General features: G+C 73.1%; 15 protein-coding genes. 12 read left to right on the top strand and 3 right to left on the bottom strand.

Features of this window, described 5'->3' with window-relative positions:
- The first annotated feature begins 40 nt into the window (after window positions 1-40).
- The 5 genes from alaS to LCD31_RS06400 all read left to right on the top strand — a co-directional run bounded on the left by alaS (window position 41) and on the right by LCD31_RS06400 (window position 6,187).
- Window positions 41-2,716, top strand: a complete 2,676-nt coding sequence (alaS, locus tag LCD31_RS06420) for an alanine--tRNA ligase (protein ID WP_224956602.1) — start codon at window positions 41-43, stop codon at window positions 2,714-2,716.
- On the top strand, window positions 2,713-3,195 hold the full coding sequence (gene ruvX, locus LCD31_RS06415; protein WP_224956601.1) for a Holliday junction resolvase RuvX: 483 nt from the start codon (window positions 2,713-2,715) through the stop codon (window positions 3,193-3,195). The genes alaS and ruvX overlap by 4 nt, the downstream gene beginning before the upstream one ends.
- A gap of 11 nt (window positions 3,196-3,206) precedes the next feature.
- On the top strand, window positions 3,207-4,424 hold the full coding sequence (gene mltG, locus LCD31_RS06410; protein ID WP_224956600.1) for an endolytic transglycosylase MltG: 1,218 nt from the start codon (window positions 3,207-3,209) through the stop codon (window positions 4,422-4,424).
- Entirely contained in the window at window positions 4,411-5,271 is an 861-nt protein-coding gene (locus LCD31_RS06405; RefSeq protein ID WP_224956599.1) for a shikimate dehydrogenase, read from the top strand. Before mltG ends, LCD31_RS06405 begins: the two co-directional genes overlap by 14 nt.
- Window positions 5,272-5,383: 112 nt before the next feature.
- Window positions 5,384-6,187 carry a trypsin-like serine protease gene (locus tag LCD31_RS06400; protein ID WP_224956598.1) on the top strand — a complete coding sequence of 268 codons (804 nt, stop codon included), beginning with the start codon at window positions 5,384-5,386 and terminating at the stop codon, window positions 6,185-6,187.
- Between the two features lie 84 nt (window positions 6,188-6,271).
- On the opposite strand, the gene LCD31_RS06395 is transcribed toward LCD31_RS06400, so the two are convergent.
- Genes LCD31_RS06395 through LCD31_RS06385 form a run of 3 tightly spaced genes read right to left on the bottom strand, consistent with a single transcriptional unit; the run spans window position 6,272 to window position 8,723 of the window.
- A complete protein-coding gene (locus tag LCD31_RS06395) occupies window positions 6,272-6,541 on the bottom strand; it encodes an HPr family phosphocarrier protein (RefSeq protein ID WP_224956596.1) in 270 nt (89 codons plus the stop codon).
- A 44-nt stretch (window positions 6,542-6,585) separates the two neighbouring features.
- Window positions 6,586-7,950, bottom strand: a complete 1,365-nt coding sequence (locus tag LCD31_RS06390) for a PTS transporter subunit EIIC (protein WP_224956595.1) — start codon at window positions 7,948-7,950, stop codon at window positions 6,586-6,588.
- Window positions 7,947-8,723, bottom strand: coding sequence for a GntR family transcriptional regulator (locus tag LCD31_RS06385; RefSeq protein ID WP_224956594.1), 777 nt, complete (start codon window positions 8,721-8,723; stop codon window positions 7,947-7,949). Before LCD31_RS06385 ends, LCD31_RS06390 begins: the two co-directional genes overlap by 4 nt.
- 289 nt (window positions 8,724-9,012) lie before the next feature.
- Between LCD31_RS06385 and LCD31_RS06380 the strand changes: the two genes are divergently transcribed.
- The 7 genes from LCD31_RS06380 (at window position 9,013) to aroQ (ending at window position 14,043) form a co-directional block, all read left to right on the top strand.
- A complete protein-coding gene (locus LCD31_RS06380) occupies window positions 9,013-9,249 on the top strand; it encodes a glucose PTS transporter subunit EIIB (RefSeq protein WP_224956593.1) in 237 nt (78 codons plus the stop codon).
- The gene (locus LCD31_RS06375; protein ID WP_224956592.1) at window positions 9,246-9,701 is read left to right on the top strand and encodes a PTS glucose transporter subunit IIA; all 456 of its coding nucleotides are present in this window, start codon (window positions 9,246-9,248) and stop codon (window positions 9,699-9,701) included. Before LCD31_RS06380 ends, LCD31_RS06375 begins: the two co-directional genes overlap by 4 nt.
- Window positions 9,702-9,958: 257 nt before the next feature.
- A complete protein-coding gene (locus LCD31_RS06370) occupies window positions 9,959-10,612 on the top strand; it encodes a prepilin peptidase (protein WP_224956591.1) in 654 nt (217 codons plus the stop codon).
- 53 nt (window positions 10,613-10,665) lie between these two features.
- Window positions 10,666-11,871 (top strand): chorismate synthase, encoded by a 1,206-nt coding sequence (gene aroC / locus LCD31_RS06365; RefSeq protein WP_224956590.1) that lies wholly within the window; start codon window positions 10,666-10,668, stop codon window positions 11,869-11,871.
- Entirely contained in the window at window positions 11,871-12,416 is a 546-nt protein-coding gene (locus LCD31_RS06360; protein ID WP_224956589.1) for a shikimate kinase, read from the top strand. Before aroC ends, LCD31_RS06360 begins: the two co-directional genes overlap by 1 nt.
- A 77-nt stretch (window positions 12,417-12,493) precedes the next feature.
- Window positions 12,494-13,606, top strand: coding sequence for a 3-dehydroquinate synthase (gene aroB, locus LCD31_RS06355; protein WP_224956588.1), 1,113 nt, complete (start codon window positions 12,494-12,496; stop codon window positions 13,604-13,606).
- A complete protein-coding gene (aroQ, locus tag LCD31_RS06350) occupies window positions 13,603-14,043 on the top strand; it encodes a type II 3-dehydroquinate dehydratase (protein WP_224956587.1) in 441 nt (146 codons plus the stop codon). The genes aroB and aroQ overlap by 4 nt, the downstream gene beginning before the upstream one ends.
- The last annotated feature ends 69 nt before the right edge of the window (window positions 14,044-14,112 follow it).

The raw sequence follows: 14,112 nt of genomic DNA, 5'->3' as shown, positions 1-14,112 counted from the left end.
CCCGAACCCCGACCCCGCAGCACCCTCCGAAGGAACCACCGTGCAGACCCACGAGATCAACCACCGCTTCACCGAGCACTTCCGCGGCACCGGCCACACCGTGGTGCCCAGCGCCTCCCTGATCCTGGACGACCCGACCCTGCTGTTCGTGAACGCGGGAATGGTGCAGTTCAAGCCGTACTTCCTCGGTGACGCCCCGGCGCCGTACCCGCGTGCGACGAGCATCCAGAAGTGCGTGCGCACCGGCGACATCGACGAGGTCGGCAAGACGACCCGGCACAACACGTTCTTCCAGATGGCGGGCAACTTCTCCTTCGGCGACTACTTCAAAGAAGGCGCCATGGAGCACGCGTGGAAGCTGCTGACCTCCTCGGTCGCCGACGGCGGCTACGGCATCGACCCGGAACGGCTGTGGGTCACGGTCTACGAGCACGACACCGAGTCGGCGGCGCTGTGGCGCAACACCACCGGCATCGACCCGGCCCGCATCCAGGTGCGCGGCGCGGAGGACAACTACTGGGACATGGGCGTGCCCGGCCCCGGCGGTCCCTGCTCGGAGATCTACTACGACCGCGGCCCGGACTACGGCCGCGAGGGCGGCCCGAACGTCGACGAGGACCGCTACATCGAGATCTGGAACCTGGTGTTCATGCAGGACATCCGGGGTGAGGAGAGCCCGAAGAAGGGTGCTCCGCTGCTCGGTGAGCTGCCGACGAAGAACATCGACACCGGCATGGGCGTCGAGCGGGTCGCGTGCCTGCTGCAGGGCGTGGAGAACGTCTACGAGACCGACCTGGTGCGCCCGGTGATCGCGAAGGCCGAGGAACTCTCCGGCCGCAGCTACGGCGCGAACCCCGAGGACGACGTGCGGTTCCGCGTGATCGCCGACCACGCCCGCTCCGGCGTGATGCTCGTCGGCGACGGCGTCACCCCCGGCAACGAGGCCCGCGGCTACGTGCTGCGCCGGCTGCTGCGCCGCATCGTGCGCTCCGCCCGCCTGCTGGGCGTGCAGGAGCCGGTGCTGGGTGAGTTCACCCAGGTCGTGCGGGACGCGATGGCGCCGTCCTACCCGGAGCTCACGACCGAGTTCGAGCGCATCGACTCGGTGATCCGGAACGAGGAAGAGGCGTTCCTGACCACGCTCACCGCCGGTTCGAAGATCTTCGACGTGGCGGTCGCCGACACCAAGAAGGCCGGTGGCGCGCAGCTGGCGGGCGCCAAGGCGTTCCAGCTACACGACACCTACGGCTTCCCGATCGACCTGACCTTGGAGATGGCCGCCGAGCAGGGCCTGGCCGTGGACGAGGCGGGCTTCCGCGAGCTGATGGGCGAGCAGCGGCGCCGCGCCAAGGAGGACGCGAAGGCCCGCAAGACCGGCCACGGCGACCTGTCCACCTACCGCACGCTGCTGGACCAGCACGGCACCACCGAGTTCATCGGCTACACCGACCTGGAGTCGCGGAGCCGGGTGCTGGGACTGCTCGTCGACGGCGTCCCGGCGAAGTCGGCGGACGCGGGCACCGAGGTGGAGCTGGTGCTCGACCGCACTCCGTTCTACGCGGAGGGCGGTGGCCAGATCGCCGACACCGGCACCCTGGTCGGCCCGGGCGTCGAGGTGCGGGTGCACGACGTGCAGCGCTCGGTGCCGGGCCTGTTCGTGCACCGCGCGACGGTCGTCTCCGGCGAGCTGGGCGTGGACACCGAGCTGGAGACGGCGGTGGACCGCGACCGCAGGCGCGCCATCGAGCGCTCGCACTCGGCGACGCACCTGGTGCACGCGGCGGTGCGCAGCGCCTACGGAAAGCGGGCGGCGCAGGCCGGTTCGCTGAACTCGCCGGGCCGGATGCGGTTCGACTTCACCGCCCCCGCCTCGGTGTCGGCCGCGGTGCTGGGCGGCGTGGAGGAGGAGGTCAACTCCTACCTGCAGAACGACGTCGAGGTCGCCTCCTACACCACGACGATGGACAAGGCGATGGAGCTGGGCGCGGTCGCGCTGTTCGGCGAGAAGTACGGCGACCAGGTGCGGGTGGTCGACATGGGCGACTACTCGCGGGAGCTGTGCGGTGGCACGCACGTGGGCCGCATCGGCCAGCTCGGCGTGGTCAAGCTCGTCGCGGACTCCTCGGTGGGCTCCGGCGTGCACCGGGTGGAGGCGCTCGTCGGCATGGACGCGATGCGCCACATCAGCAAGGAGCACCTGCTGGTCACCCAGCTCGCCGAGCAGTTCAAGGTGCCGGCCGAAGAACTCCCGGAGCGCATCGAGGGAGTGGTGGCCCGGCTGCGCGGCGCCGAGAAGGAGCTGCAGCAGCTGCGCGTGCAGCAGGTGCTGTCCTCCGCCGGTGACCTCGCCGGGCGCGCCGCCGACGTGCGCGGCGTGAGCCTGGTCGCCGAGCAGGTCCCGGACGGCGTGGACGGCGGTGCGCTGCGCGCGCTGGCCGGTGAGGTCCGCGGCAGGCTCGCCGGACGCCCCGCGGTGGTGGCGCTGTTCGCCGCCGACCCGGGCGAGGGCAAGGTGTCCTTCGTGGTCGGCATCAACGACGCCGCGCGGGACCTCGGGCTCGCCGCGGGCAAGCTGGTCCCGTCGTTCGCCGCCGAGGTCGGCGGGCGCGGCGGCGGCAAGCCGGACATGGCGCAGGGCGGTGGCTCGAACCCGGCCGGCGTGCCCGCCGCGATCGAGGCGCTGCGCCGCGCCCTGGGCGAGGCGGTCCAGGGGTGACCTCAGGATCGCGGGGGGGCGGCCCGGCCGCCGACGCCCCTGACCCGGGAGCGGGACGCCGGATCGGGGTGGACGTCGGCGCGGTGCGCGTCGGGATCGCGCTCAGCGACCCGGCACCGATGCTGGCCACTCCGCTGGTCACGCTCCAGCGAGATGTGGAAGCGGAACGCGACCTGGTGGAATTGGCCCAGCTGGTCGTCGAGCACGAGGTGGTCGAGGTCGTGATCGGCCTGCCGAAGACGCTCGCGGGAAGGCACGGCACCGCCGCCGAATCCGCCCACGCCTACGCGGAAGCACTGGCCACCAGGATCGACCCGATCCCGGTGCGCTTTCACGACGAACGGTTGACCACGGTCACGGCGAGCCGCATGCTCTCCCAACGGGGGGTTCGCGGCAAGCGACAACGCGCCGTGGTCGACCAGGCCGCCGCAGTGGAGATCTTGCAGGCATGGCTTGACGCCCGGTCGCAGACCACCTGAGAGGACCTTTCGTGAGCGACGATCTCGGCCTGTTCGCGGATGACGCGGGCGAGCCGCCGCGGCGAAGCCGCAGGGAGGCCCGCGAGCAGCGGGCCGAACTGCGCCGCCGGAAACGACGTGGTTCGGTGACCGCCCTGGCCGGACTCCTGGTCCTGCTGCTCGTGGGCGGTGGCGTGGTGTACGGCGCCATGCAGATGCTCCAGATCGGGTCCTACGAGGACTACGAGGGCGAGGGCACCGGCGAGGTGATCGTGGAGGTCACCTCCGGCGACACCGTCAGCGCCGTCGGCCGGGCCCTGTCGAAGGCGGACGTGGTGGCCTCCACCACCGCGTTCACCAAGGCGGCGCAGGACAACAAGCAGATCAACAGCATCCAGCCGGGCTTCTACCTGATGCGGTCGAAGATGTCCGGTTCGGCCGCGGTCAGCCACATCCTGTCGCCGGAGGCGAAGACCGGCCGCATCGAGGTGCGCGGCGGGCAGCGGCTGGAGGACCAGCAGAGCCCCGACGGCGGCAAGACGCCGGGCATCCTCACCAAGCTCGCCGAGGCCACCTGCACCGGCGACGAGAGCAAGTGCACCACTCCGGAGCAGATGCACGAGGCCGCGGGCACCGTCGACCTGGCGACGCTGGGCGTGCCGGACTGGGCGATCGAGGGCGCGTCGAAGGCCGAGCCGGAACGGCGGCTCGAAGGGCTGATCATGCCCGGCATCTACGACGTGAAGCCGGGCGAGCCCGCCGAGGAGGTGCTGCGCCAGGTGGTGACGAAGTCCGCGGCGCTGCTGGAGGCCGCGGGCCTGCCGCAGGCCGCCGAGGGCACCGGCCGCACCCCGTACCAGCTGCTGACGATCGCGTCGCTGGTGCAGAGCGAAGGCATCGAGCGGGACTTCGACAAGGTCTCCAGGGTGATCTACAACCGGACCACCGACCCGCAGATGCAGCTGCAGCTCGACTCGACGATCAACTACCCGCTGGACAAGCCGACGCTGCTGACCAAGCCGGAGGACCGCCAGCGTCCGGGACCGTACAACACCTACCAGAACTACGGCCTGCCGCCGACGCCGATCTCCACCGTCAGCACGGCCGCGGTGGTCGCGGCGGAGAAACCGGCCGAAGGGACCTGGTCGTACTTCGTGAAGTGCTACCCGGACGGCACGTCCTGCTTCGCCACCACGATGGCCGAGCACGACCGCTACATCACCGAGGCGCGGCAACGTGGCGCGTTCTGATCGGACCGGGCGCAAGGCGGCCGTGGTCGGTTCGCCGATCGGGCACTCCTTGTCGCCGGTGCTGCACACCGCGGCCTACCGCGAGCTGGGGCTGACCGGCTGGAGCTACGAGCGGTTCGACCGGGACGCCGACGGGCTCGCCGAACTCGTCGGGTCCCTCGGACCGGAGTGGGCGGGCCTGTCGGTGACCATGCCGGGCAAGCGCGCCGCGCTGGGCCTGGCGAAGGAGGTCACCGACCGGGCCGCCGCCGTCGGCGTGGCGAACACCCTGACCCGGCTCGGGTCGGGGGAGTGGGCCGCGGACTGCACCGACGTGGACGGGGTGACCGGTGCGCTGCGCGCCGCGGGCGGGTTCACCGGCGGGCCGCGCGCGGTGCTGCTCGGCGCGGGCGGCGCGGCCGCCGCCGCGGTCGCCGCGTTCGCGGAGCTGGGCCTCGCGGAGCTGACCGTCGCGGTGCGCGAGCCCGCGCGGGCGCGGGACGTGGTGCTGACCGCGGAGCAGGTGGGGCTGCGGGTGTCGGTCGAACGGCTGGACTCGCTGGACCTGGGCGCGGCGGCGTCCGAAGTGGACGTCCTGGTCTCCACGCTGCCCGCGGGTGCCGCCGATCCGCACGCGGCCGAGCTGGCGCGGGCGGCCTGCGTGCTCGACGTGATCTACCACCCGTGGCCGACGCCGCTGGCCGACGCGGTGTCCGCGGCGGGCGGGCGGCTGGCGACCGGGCTGGACATGCTGCTGCACCAGGCGTTCGGCCAGGTCGAGCTGTTCACCGGCAGGACGGCGCCGCGCGCGGCGATGCGCGACGCGCTGCTGGCCGCCACCGGCGGGGAGCTCGCGCTCCCGCTCTGATCGTTTCCTGGCTGGAAGGACGAGATCGCCTTGTCCGTTCGGCTGATCCCCCGGCGCGCGGATCCCCCTAATCTCGCTTCGCAGCAGATCAGCACGGAGCGAGGAGCGAGCGATGATCCGACCCACCCGCCGGACCCGGGACGGACGAGCAGTGCTGCTGGGGGTGCTGGGGGCGATCACGCTCGCGGCGGCCCCGGTGGCGGCGTCCGCCACCCAACCCGACATGGAGCCGATGATCGTCGGCGGGCACGACGCCACCGAGCAGTACCCGTTCATGGTGTCGTTGCAGCTCACCGACGGCGGCGGCCACTTCTGCGGCGGTTCGCTGATCCGGCCGGACTGGGTGGTGACCGCAGCGCACTGCGCCGCCGGGCAGCAGCCGGGCGACGTGCAGGCCCGGGTCGGCAGCGCGGACAACACCACCGGCGGAACCCTGGTGGGGGTCTCCGAACTGGTCGTGCACCCCGGCTACGACGGGGCGAACCCCGGCAACGACGTGGCGCTGGTGAAGCTGGACCGGGCCGTGGAGCAGCAGCCGATCGCGTTGGCGGCCGGCTCCGGCGCGCCCGGCGACGCGACCCGGATCATCGGCTGGGGCGTCACCTGCGACGACCGGGAGCAGTGCCCCGAGCTGCCGACGCAGCTGCAGGAGCTGGACACCGAGCTCGTCCCGGGCGACCGGTGCGGCAACGGGTTCGACGACGCCACCGAGCTGTGCACGGACAGCCCCACCGAGGGCGCCCAGGGCTGCAACGGCGACTCCGGGGGACCGCAGCTGACGGGTGAGCCGGGGCGCTGGGAGCTGATCGGGGCGACCAGCCGCGACGGCGACGAGAGCCCGCTGTGCGGCACCGGCACCGGGATCTGGACCGACCTGACCGCGCACGCGGACTGGATCGAGCAGAACGCGGTCTGATCGCCGCGCGCCGGAACGACAGCGGGGGGGGGGGGGGGGCGCCCCCCCCCCCCCCCCCCCCCCCCCCCCCGCTCCAGCACGGCGTCACTGCGCGTCGAGATCCGATCCGACGAGCTCCGCGAGCTGGTCCAGGGCCGCGTCCGCCCCGTCGCCCTCGGCGGCGAGGACGACCTCGTCGCCGTGACCGGCGCCGAGCGTCATCAGCCCGAGGATGCTGCCGGCCTGGACGGGCTCGGTGTCGGACTTGCGGATGGTGATCTGCACGGTCTGGGCCGCGGCCGCCTTGGCGACCAGCGCGGCGGGACGCGCGTGCAGGCCGACCTTGCTGGCCACGGTCACCCGTCGCTCGGGCATGGGGTTCCCCTTTCCTGGTGGAGGTGCTGGAGCCGGTGCGCGGCTCAGGACTTGCCGGTGCCCTCGCCGTCGGCGGGCTTCGGATCGGCGCCGCCCTCGGCCGGGGTGTCGGTGGACATCGTCGCGGTGGTGGAGCTGAAGTTCTCCTGGGATTCGGCGCTCGCGGCCGGATCCGCCTTCGCCGGCTTCGCGTCACCGCTGCTCTGGCCCTCGTCCAGCAGCGCGGAGCCTTCGCCCGCGTCCTCCCGGCCCGGAGTCCGCAGGTTCCACTTCGTGATGACGAACCGGAACACGAAGTAGTAGATCACCGCGTAGAGCAGGCCGATCGGGATCAGCCACAGCGACCGCTGCGAGATGCCGAAGTTCAGCACGTAGTCGATCGCACCCGCCGAGAACCCGAACCCGGAGTGGATGTCCAGGTAGTTCACCAGCATGTGCGAGGTGCCGGTGAGCACCGCGTGGATCAGCAGCAGCGGCCACGCCACGAAGATGAACGAGAACTCCAGCGGCTCGGTGATGCCGGTGAGGAACGAGGTGAGCCCCACCGAGAGCATCACGCCGCCGACGACCTTGCGCTGCGCGGGCGGCGCGCTGCGCCAGATCGCCAGCGCGGCGGCGGGCAGCGCGAACATGAAGATCGGGAAGAAGCCGGTCTGGAAGGTGCCCGCGGTCGGGTCGCCCTCGAAGAACCGGGCGATGTCGCCCTTCTGGCCGTGGTAGTCGCCGAACAGGAACCACACCACGTTGTTCGGGATGTGGTGCAGCCCGAACGGCAGCAGCAGCCGGTTGATCAGGCCGTAGATGCCGCCGCCGAGCACGGCGTTGGCGGTCACCACGTCGCTGAACGCGGTCAGGCCTGCGTCGAACAGCGGGAACAGCAGGCCCAGCACGGTGCCGATCACCAGCATGGCCACCGCGGTCACGATCGGCACGAACCGGCGCCCGCCGAAGAAGCCGAGGTAGTCGGGCAGCTTGATCCGGTGGTAGCGCTGCCACAACCAGGCCGCGACGAGACCGGCGATGATGCCGCCGAGCACGCCGTACGGGCCCTTGTTGAACGAGGTCCCGGCCTCCTGGCCGGTGATCTCCCACATCACCCCGGCCAGCACCAGGTAGCCGACCGCGGCCGACAGCGCGGTCGTGCCGTCCGCCTTGCGGGCGAAACCGATCGCCACGCCGATCGCGAACAGCAGCGGCAGGTTGTCGAACAGGGCGCCGCCGGCCGCGCCGATCACCCCGGCGACGGTCTGCAACCCCGAGACGCTGCCCAGCAGGTCCTCCTGACCGAGCCGCTGCAGCAGCGCGGCCGCGGGCAGCACGGCGATCGGGAGCATCAGGCTCCGGCCGAGCCGTTGCAGCAGCGCGAAGCCCTTCGAGCTCGCGCCGCCGCTCGCTGAGCCGACGGTCATGGGGCTACCTCCTCGGGTGGGCGGCCGGTGGTTCCGGCCTGGGTTCGCAGGGGCATCGTCACTTGGTACGCGTCGCCCCGGTACCAGGAGCGCACGTCCTCGACCGGGGTGTCGCGGGAGGTCGAGACCCGGCGGAACACCAGCAGCGGGCTGCCGGGTTGCACCTGCAGCAGCCGGGCGGTCTCCGCGTCGGCGCTCTCGGCCAGCACCGTCTGCATCGCGTGCTCCAGCCGGACGCCGTAGTGCCGCTCCAGCAGCGAGTACATGGATTCGGTGAGGTCGCGGCCGAGCAGACCCGGTGCCGCGGCCGGGTGGAACCAGCCGCGCTCCACGGCCAGCGGTGTCCCGTCGGCCTTGCGCAGCCGGGTCAGCCAGTAGGCGGGCGCGCCCGGTTCGAGGCCGAGCGCTTCGGCGGTGTCCGGGGGCGGCGGCAGTTCGGCGTGGCCGAGCACCTCGGTCTCCGCGTGCAGGCCGCGGCGGCGCATGTCCTCGGTGAACGACGCCAGGTCCAGCCGGACGTCGACCCGGGGGCGGGCGGTGAAGGTGCCCTTGCCGCGGACCCGCACCAGCAGGCCTTCGGACACGAGCTGGCCGATGGCCTCGCGCACCGTCAACCGGGAGACGCCGTAGCGCAGCGTGAGGTCCCGTTCGGAGGGCAGCGCGGCGCCCGGCGGCAGCTGCGCGGCGGCGAGCTCCCGCAGGATCTCCCGCAGCTGGGCGTGCTTGGGCGTGGGTCCGTCGAGCAGCGCGTCCGCTGTGCTGCGCTGGGCCACGACGCCCTCCCTGATCAGGGCCTACTCGGCCGGACCGCGGTGTCTGCCGGATCGATCCGGATCGTTCCGGTGGGAACGGCTCCACCGTGATCGGGATCATTGGTACTGTCCGGTCTATACCAGTTGCTGCGGAAGAATGCTGGCTCACACGGATGGGTGTCAAGGCGGGGCTGTTTTTGTTGCCGCTTCGACACTCGGTAACGCAAGATCGACCGAGTGCGGGACCCTTCCCGGACGACGAACGCGCACCGGACGGACGTAGACCGCCGGGAGACGAAGGGAGCTTCGGGTGGCTCAGAACAAGGCCGCCGCGATCTTGGCCGCGCTGGGCGGCGGGGACAACGTGGTGGAGATCGAACCGTGCATCACGCGCCTGCGCTGCGAGGTCGGCGACGAGTCGCGCGTGGACGAGGCCGCGCTGAAGGCGGCGGGCGCGCACGGGGTGCTGCGGCAGGGCACCGTCGTCCAGGTCGTCGTCGGGCCGGAGGCGGACACGCTGGCCGGGGACATCGAGGACCTGCTGTGAGCGTGGAGGTGCGGAGCCCCGTGACGGGGCTGGCCGCCGCGCTCGCCGACGTCCCGGACCCGGTGTTCTCGCAGGCCATGGTCGGCCCCGGGGTGGCGGTGAAACCGGCGGCCGGGCCCGCGGACGCGGTCGCGCCGATCGCCGGGACGGTCGCCACGCTGCACCCGCACGCGTTCGTGGTCGCCGCGCCGGGCGGGACCGCGGTGCTGGTGCACCTGGGCATCGACACGGTCCAGCTCAAGGGCGAGGGGTTCACCCTGCACGTCGCCAAGGGCGACGCGGTCGAAGCGGGCGCGCCCGTCGTGTCCTGGGACCCGTCGGCGGTGGAGGCGGCCGGGTACTCCGCGGTGTGCCCGGTGATCGCGCTGGACCTCACCGCCGAGGCCCTGCACGACCTCCGCGAGGACGGCGAGGTCGCCGCGGGCGATCCGCTGTTCACCGTCGAAGGCTGACCCCCGCGTCGGAGAGGGGGCCCCGCGGGGGGGGGGGGGGGGGGGGGGGGGGGGGGGGGGGGGGGGGGGGCGCCCCCCCCCGGGGGGGGGGGCCCGGGGGGCTCGCGGGGTTCCCCCGCCCCCGGCCCCCCCCCGGGGGGGGGCGCGCCCCGCGGGGGGGGGGGGGGGCCCCTCTTTCGTGTCCGGTCGTGGGGGACGCCGACACACCGGGGAATGTCGGCACGGAGCTCTCCGCGTCCGGGCGCGACGCTGGGCGCATGGATCTGACGAGCGGGTTCGCCCACCTCACCGGCATCGCCTTCGCGGCCGGGGCGCTCGGCGCGGTGGCCGGGTGGGGCGGCCGCGCCCTGCTGCGCTCCGCGCGCATCGGGATACCGGTGCCGCGGTGGTGCTGCGAAGCGGGGACCGCGCTGCTGTGGGCACCGGTCGCCGCCCGGGCGGTGGGCGGGGCGTTACCGGTGTGGTGGGCGCCGGTGCCGCTGCTGCTCGGATGGGCCGGGGTCCTGCTCGCGGTCTGCGACCTGCGCGCGCACCGGCTCCCGGACGCGCTGACGCTGCCCGCCTGGCCGCTGGCGTTCGCCGCGGTGGCCGGGACCGCGAGCGCCGCCGGGAACGCCGTGATGCTGGTCTCGGCCTTCGTCGGCGCCGCCCTGTTCGCGGGGTGCTACGGCCTGGTGCGGATGCTCTCGCCGCCCGCGCTGGGGCCGGGCGACCTCAAGCTCTCCGGGCCGCTCGGCGCGCTGGTCGGCGCGGTGTCGGTGCCCGCGGTCCTCGGATGCGTGCTGGTGAGCGCGGTGCTCACCGCGTTGCACGCCTGCGCGGTCCGGCGGTCGGCGGTGCCGCACGGCCCGGCGATGCTGCTGCCCGCCTGGCTGGTCACGGCGGTCGGCCCGGTCTTCGGGAGCGGTTGACCGATCCGCACCCGGCCCGCCCGGCCTGCGGCGTTGCGTGGCAGGATTTCGGTGTGTTGCGTTGGATGACAGCCGGAGAATCGCACGGTCCCGCCCTGGTGGCGGTGCTGGAAGGCATGGTCGCCGGAGTGGAGGTGACCACCGCCGACATCGCGACCCAGCTGGAGCGGCGCAAGCTCGGCTTCGGCCGCAGCCCGCGGATGAACTTCGAATCCGACGAGCTGGAGATCATCGGTGGGGTCCCCCACCGGCGCCCCCAGGGCGGCCCGATCGCCGTCCGCATCGGCAACACCGAATGGCCCAAGTGGGAGCAGGTCATGTCCGCCGACCCGGTGGACGAGGACGTGCTCTCCGGGCTCGCCCGCAACGAGCCGCTGACCCGCCCGCGGCCCGGCCACGCCGACCTGCCCGGCATGCAGAAGTACGGCTTCGAGGAATCGCGGCCGGTGCTGGAGCGCGCCAGCGCCCGCGAGACCGCGGCCCGCGTCGCCGCGGGCACCGTGGCGCGCCGGTTCCTGCAGCAGCTGCTCGGTGTCGAGATCGTCAGCCACGTGGTGAGCCTCGGCTCGGTCAGCGTCGCGGGCGAAACGCTGCCCGGGCCGGACGACCTGGCCGCCATCGACGAGAACCCGGTGCGCGCCTTCGGCGACGACGCGACCGAGCGGATGATGGCCGAGGTCGACGCCGCGAAGGCCGATGGCGACACCCTCGGCGGCGTCGTCGAGGTCATCGCCTACGGCCTGCCCGCGGGCATCGGCTCGCACGTGCACTGGGACCGCAAGCTCGACGCGCGCCTCGCCGGAGCGCTGATGAGCATCCAGGCGGTCAAGGGCGTCGAGATCGGTGCGGCGTTCGCGAACGCCACCCGCCGGGGCAGCGCCGCGCACGACGAGATCTACCCGGCCGACGGCGCCCGCTGGGTCAGCCGCGGCAGCAACCGCGCGGGCGGGCTCGAAGGCGGCATCACCAACGGCGAACCGCTCGTGGTGCGCGCCGCGAAGAAGCCGATCTCCAGCCTGCCCCGCGCGCTGGCCACCGTGGACACCGACACCGGCGAACCGGCGCAGGCCATGCACCAGCGCTCCGACATCACCGCCGTGCCGCGGGCAGCCGTGGTCGCCGAGACGATGGTGGCGCTGGTGCTCGCCGAGGCGGTGCTGGAGAAGTTCGGCGGCGACTCGCTGCCGGAGACCCGCCGCAACGTCGAGGGCTACCTCGCCGCCCTGGCCGAGCGCGCCGAGAAGCGGCAGGTGCGCTGATGTCGCCGCGCGCCGTCGTGGTCGGCCCGCCGGGGTCGGGCAAGACGACGGTGGGCAGGCTGCTCGCCGACCACCTCGGCGTGGCGTTCCGCGACACCGACGACGACGTGGTGCGGCTGGCGGGCAAACCGATCCCGGACATCTTCACCACCGACGGCGAACCGGCGTTCCGCGCGCTGGAGGAGCAGGCCGTGGCCACCGCGCTCGACGAGCACCCCGGCGTGCTCTCGCTCGGCGGCGGCGCGGTGATCTCCGAACGCACCCGGAAGCTGCTCGCCGAGCACCCGGTGGTGTTCCTGACCGTGGGCCTGGCCGAAGGCGCCCGCCGCACCGGGCTGGCCCAGACGTCCCGCCCGCTGCTGGCCGGGGTGAACCCGCGCGCCACGTTCAAGGCGCTGCTGGACGCGCGCCTCCCGCTGTACCGGGAGGCCGCCGACGTGGAGCAGCCCACCGACGGCCTGGAACCGTGGCGCCTGGCGGAACTGGTCGCCGGGAAGCTCGCCGAGATCCGTCCGGGCGGCACCAACCCGGCCGCCGAAGCGTGAATAATCGCGGGGGAAACGCCGCGGGGCGCTCGACGTCCCGGCGGTGTGCCGAGCCGCGACTGAATGAGTGGAGAACGATGCCCGAGCCGGTGCGCATCAGGGTCGGATCCGAGCAGCCCTACGACGTGGTCGTGGGGCGGGGCCTGCTCGGTGACCTCGTCGAGCTGCTGAGCGGGACCTCGGTGGTGGCGCTGCTGCACCAGCCGAGCATCACCGCGACCGTCGAGGCCGTGCGCGAGGAGCTCGCCGACGCGGGCATCGACGCGCACCGGGTCGAGATCCCCGACGCCGAGGAGGGCAAGAGCCTCGCGGTCGCCGGGTTCTGCTGGGAGGTCCTCGGCAAGATCGGCATGGACCGCGGCGGCGTCGTGGTGTCCTTCGGCGGCGGCGCGGTCACCGACGTGGCCGGGTTCATCGCCGCCACCTGGATGCGCGGCGTGCGCGTGGTGCACGTGCCGACGACGCTGCTCGGCATGGTGGACGCCGCGGTCGGCGGCAAGACCGGCATCAACACCGAGGCGGGCAAGAACCTCGTCGGCCTGTTCCACGAGCCGACCGCGGTGCTGGTGGACCTGGCGACGCTGGAGAGCCTGCCGCGCAACGAGCTCATCGCGGGCATGGGTGAGGTCGTCAAGACCGGTTTCATCGCCGACCCGCGCATCCTGGAGCTGATCGAGCAGGACCCGGACGCCGCGCTTGACCCGACGGGCGAGGTGCTCGGCGAGCTGGTGCGCCGCAGCATCCAGGTGAAGGCCGACGTGGTCGCCGCGGACCTCCGCGAATCGCACCAGCGGGAGATCCTCAACTACGGCCACACCCTCGCGCACGCCATCGAGCGCCGGGAGCGCTACCGGTGGCGCCACGGCGCGGCGGTCAGCGTGGGCCTCGTGTTCGCCGCGGAGCTGGCGCGGCTGGCGGGCCGGCTCGACGACGAGACCGCGGACCGGCACAAGCGGGTGCTGGACCTGCTGGGCCTGCCCACGTCCTACGACCCGGACGCGCTGGGCCAGCTGCTGGACTCGATGAAGCTGGACAAGAAGACCCGCTCCGGGATGCTGCGGTTCGTGGTGCTCGACGGACTCGCGAAGCCGGGCAGGCTGGAGGGCCCGGACCCGTCGCTGGTGGCGGCCGCCTACTCGGCGCTGACCGGCGGCGAGCGCAAGCAGGCCGGGTCGGAGGTGTTCCTGTGAAGGTCCTGGTGCTCAACGGCCCGAACCTGGGCCGGCTGGGGACGCGGGAGCCGGCGATCTACGGGTCCACGACCTATGCGGACCTGGTCGCGCTGTGCGAGCGCACCGGTGCGGAGCTGGGCCTGGACGTCGAGGTGCGGCAGACCGACCACGAGGGCGAGCTGCTCGGCTGGCTGCACGAGGCGGCCGACGCGGGCACCCCGGTGGTGCTGAACGCGGCGGCGTGGACGCACTACTCGATCGCGGTGCGGGACGCGTGCTCGCAGCTGACGGGTCCGCTGCTGGAGGTGCACATCTCGAACGTGCACAAGCGCGAGTCGTTCCGCGGGCACAGCTACCTGTCGGACATCGCGACCGGGGTGCTCGTCGGGCTGGGCGTCCGCGGCTACGCGCTGGCGCTGCGCTGGATCGCGGAGGAGCGCACCGCCCAGGCCTGAGCGCCCGGTTCGGGTCCGGGCGGTTGAGACGATCTCCTAAACTGGGGTGGCCCGGGATCGCCCGGGATT

It is taken from the genome of Saccharopolyspora sp. 6M (assembly GCF_020176775.1).
Lineage (GTDB): Bacteria > Actinomycetota > Actinomycetes > Mycobacteriales > Pseudonocardiaceae > Saccharopolyspora_C > Saccharopolyspora_C gregorii.
The sequence above is the reverse complement of the archived record's forward strand: the minus strand, read 5'-3'. Positions and strand labels throughout refer to the sequence as shown.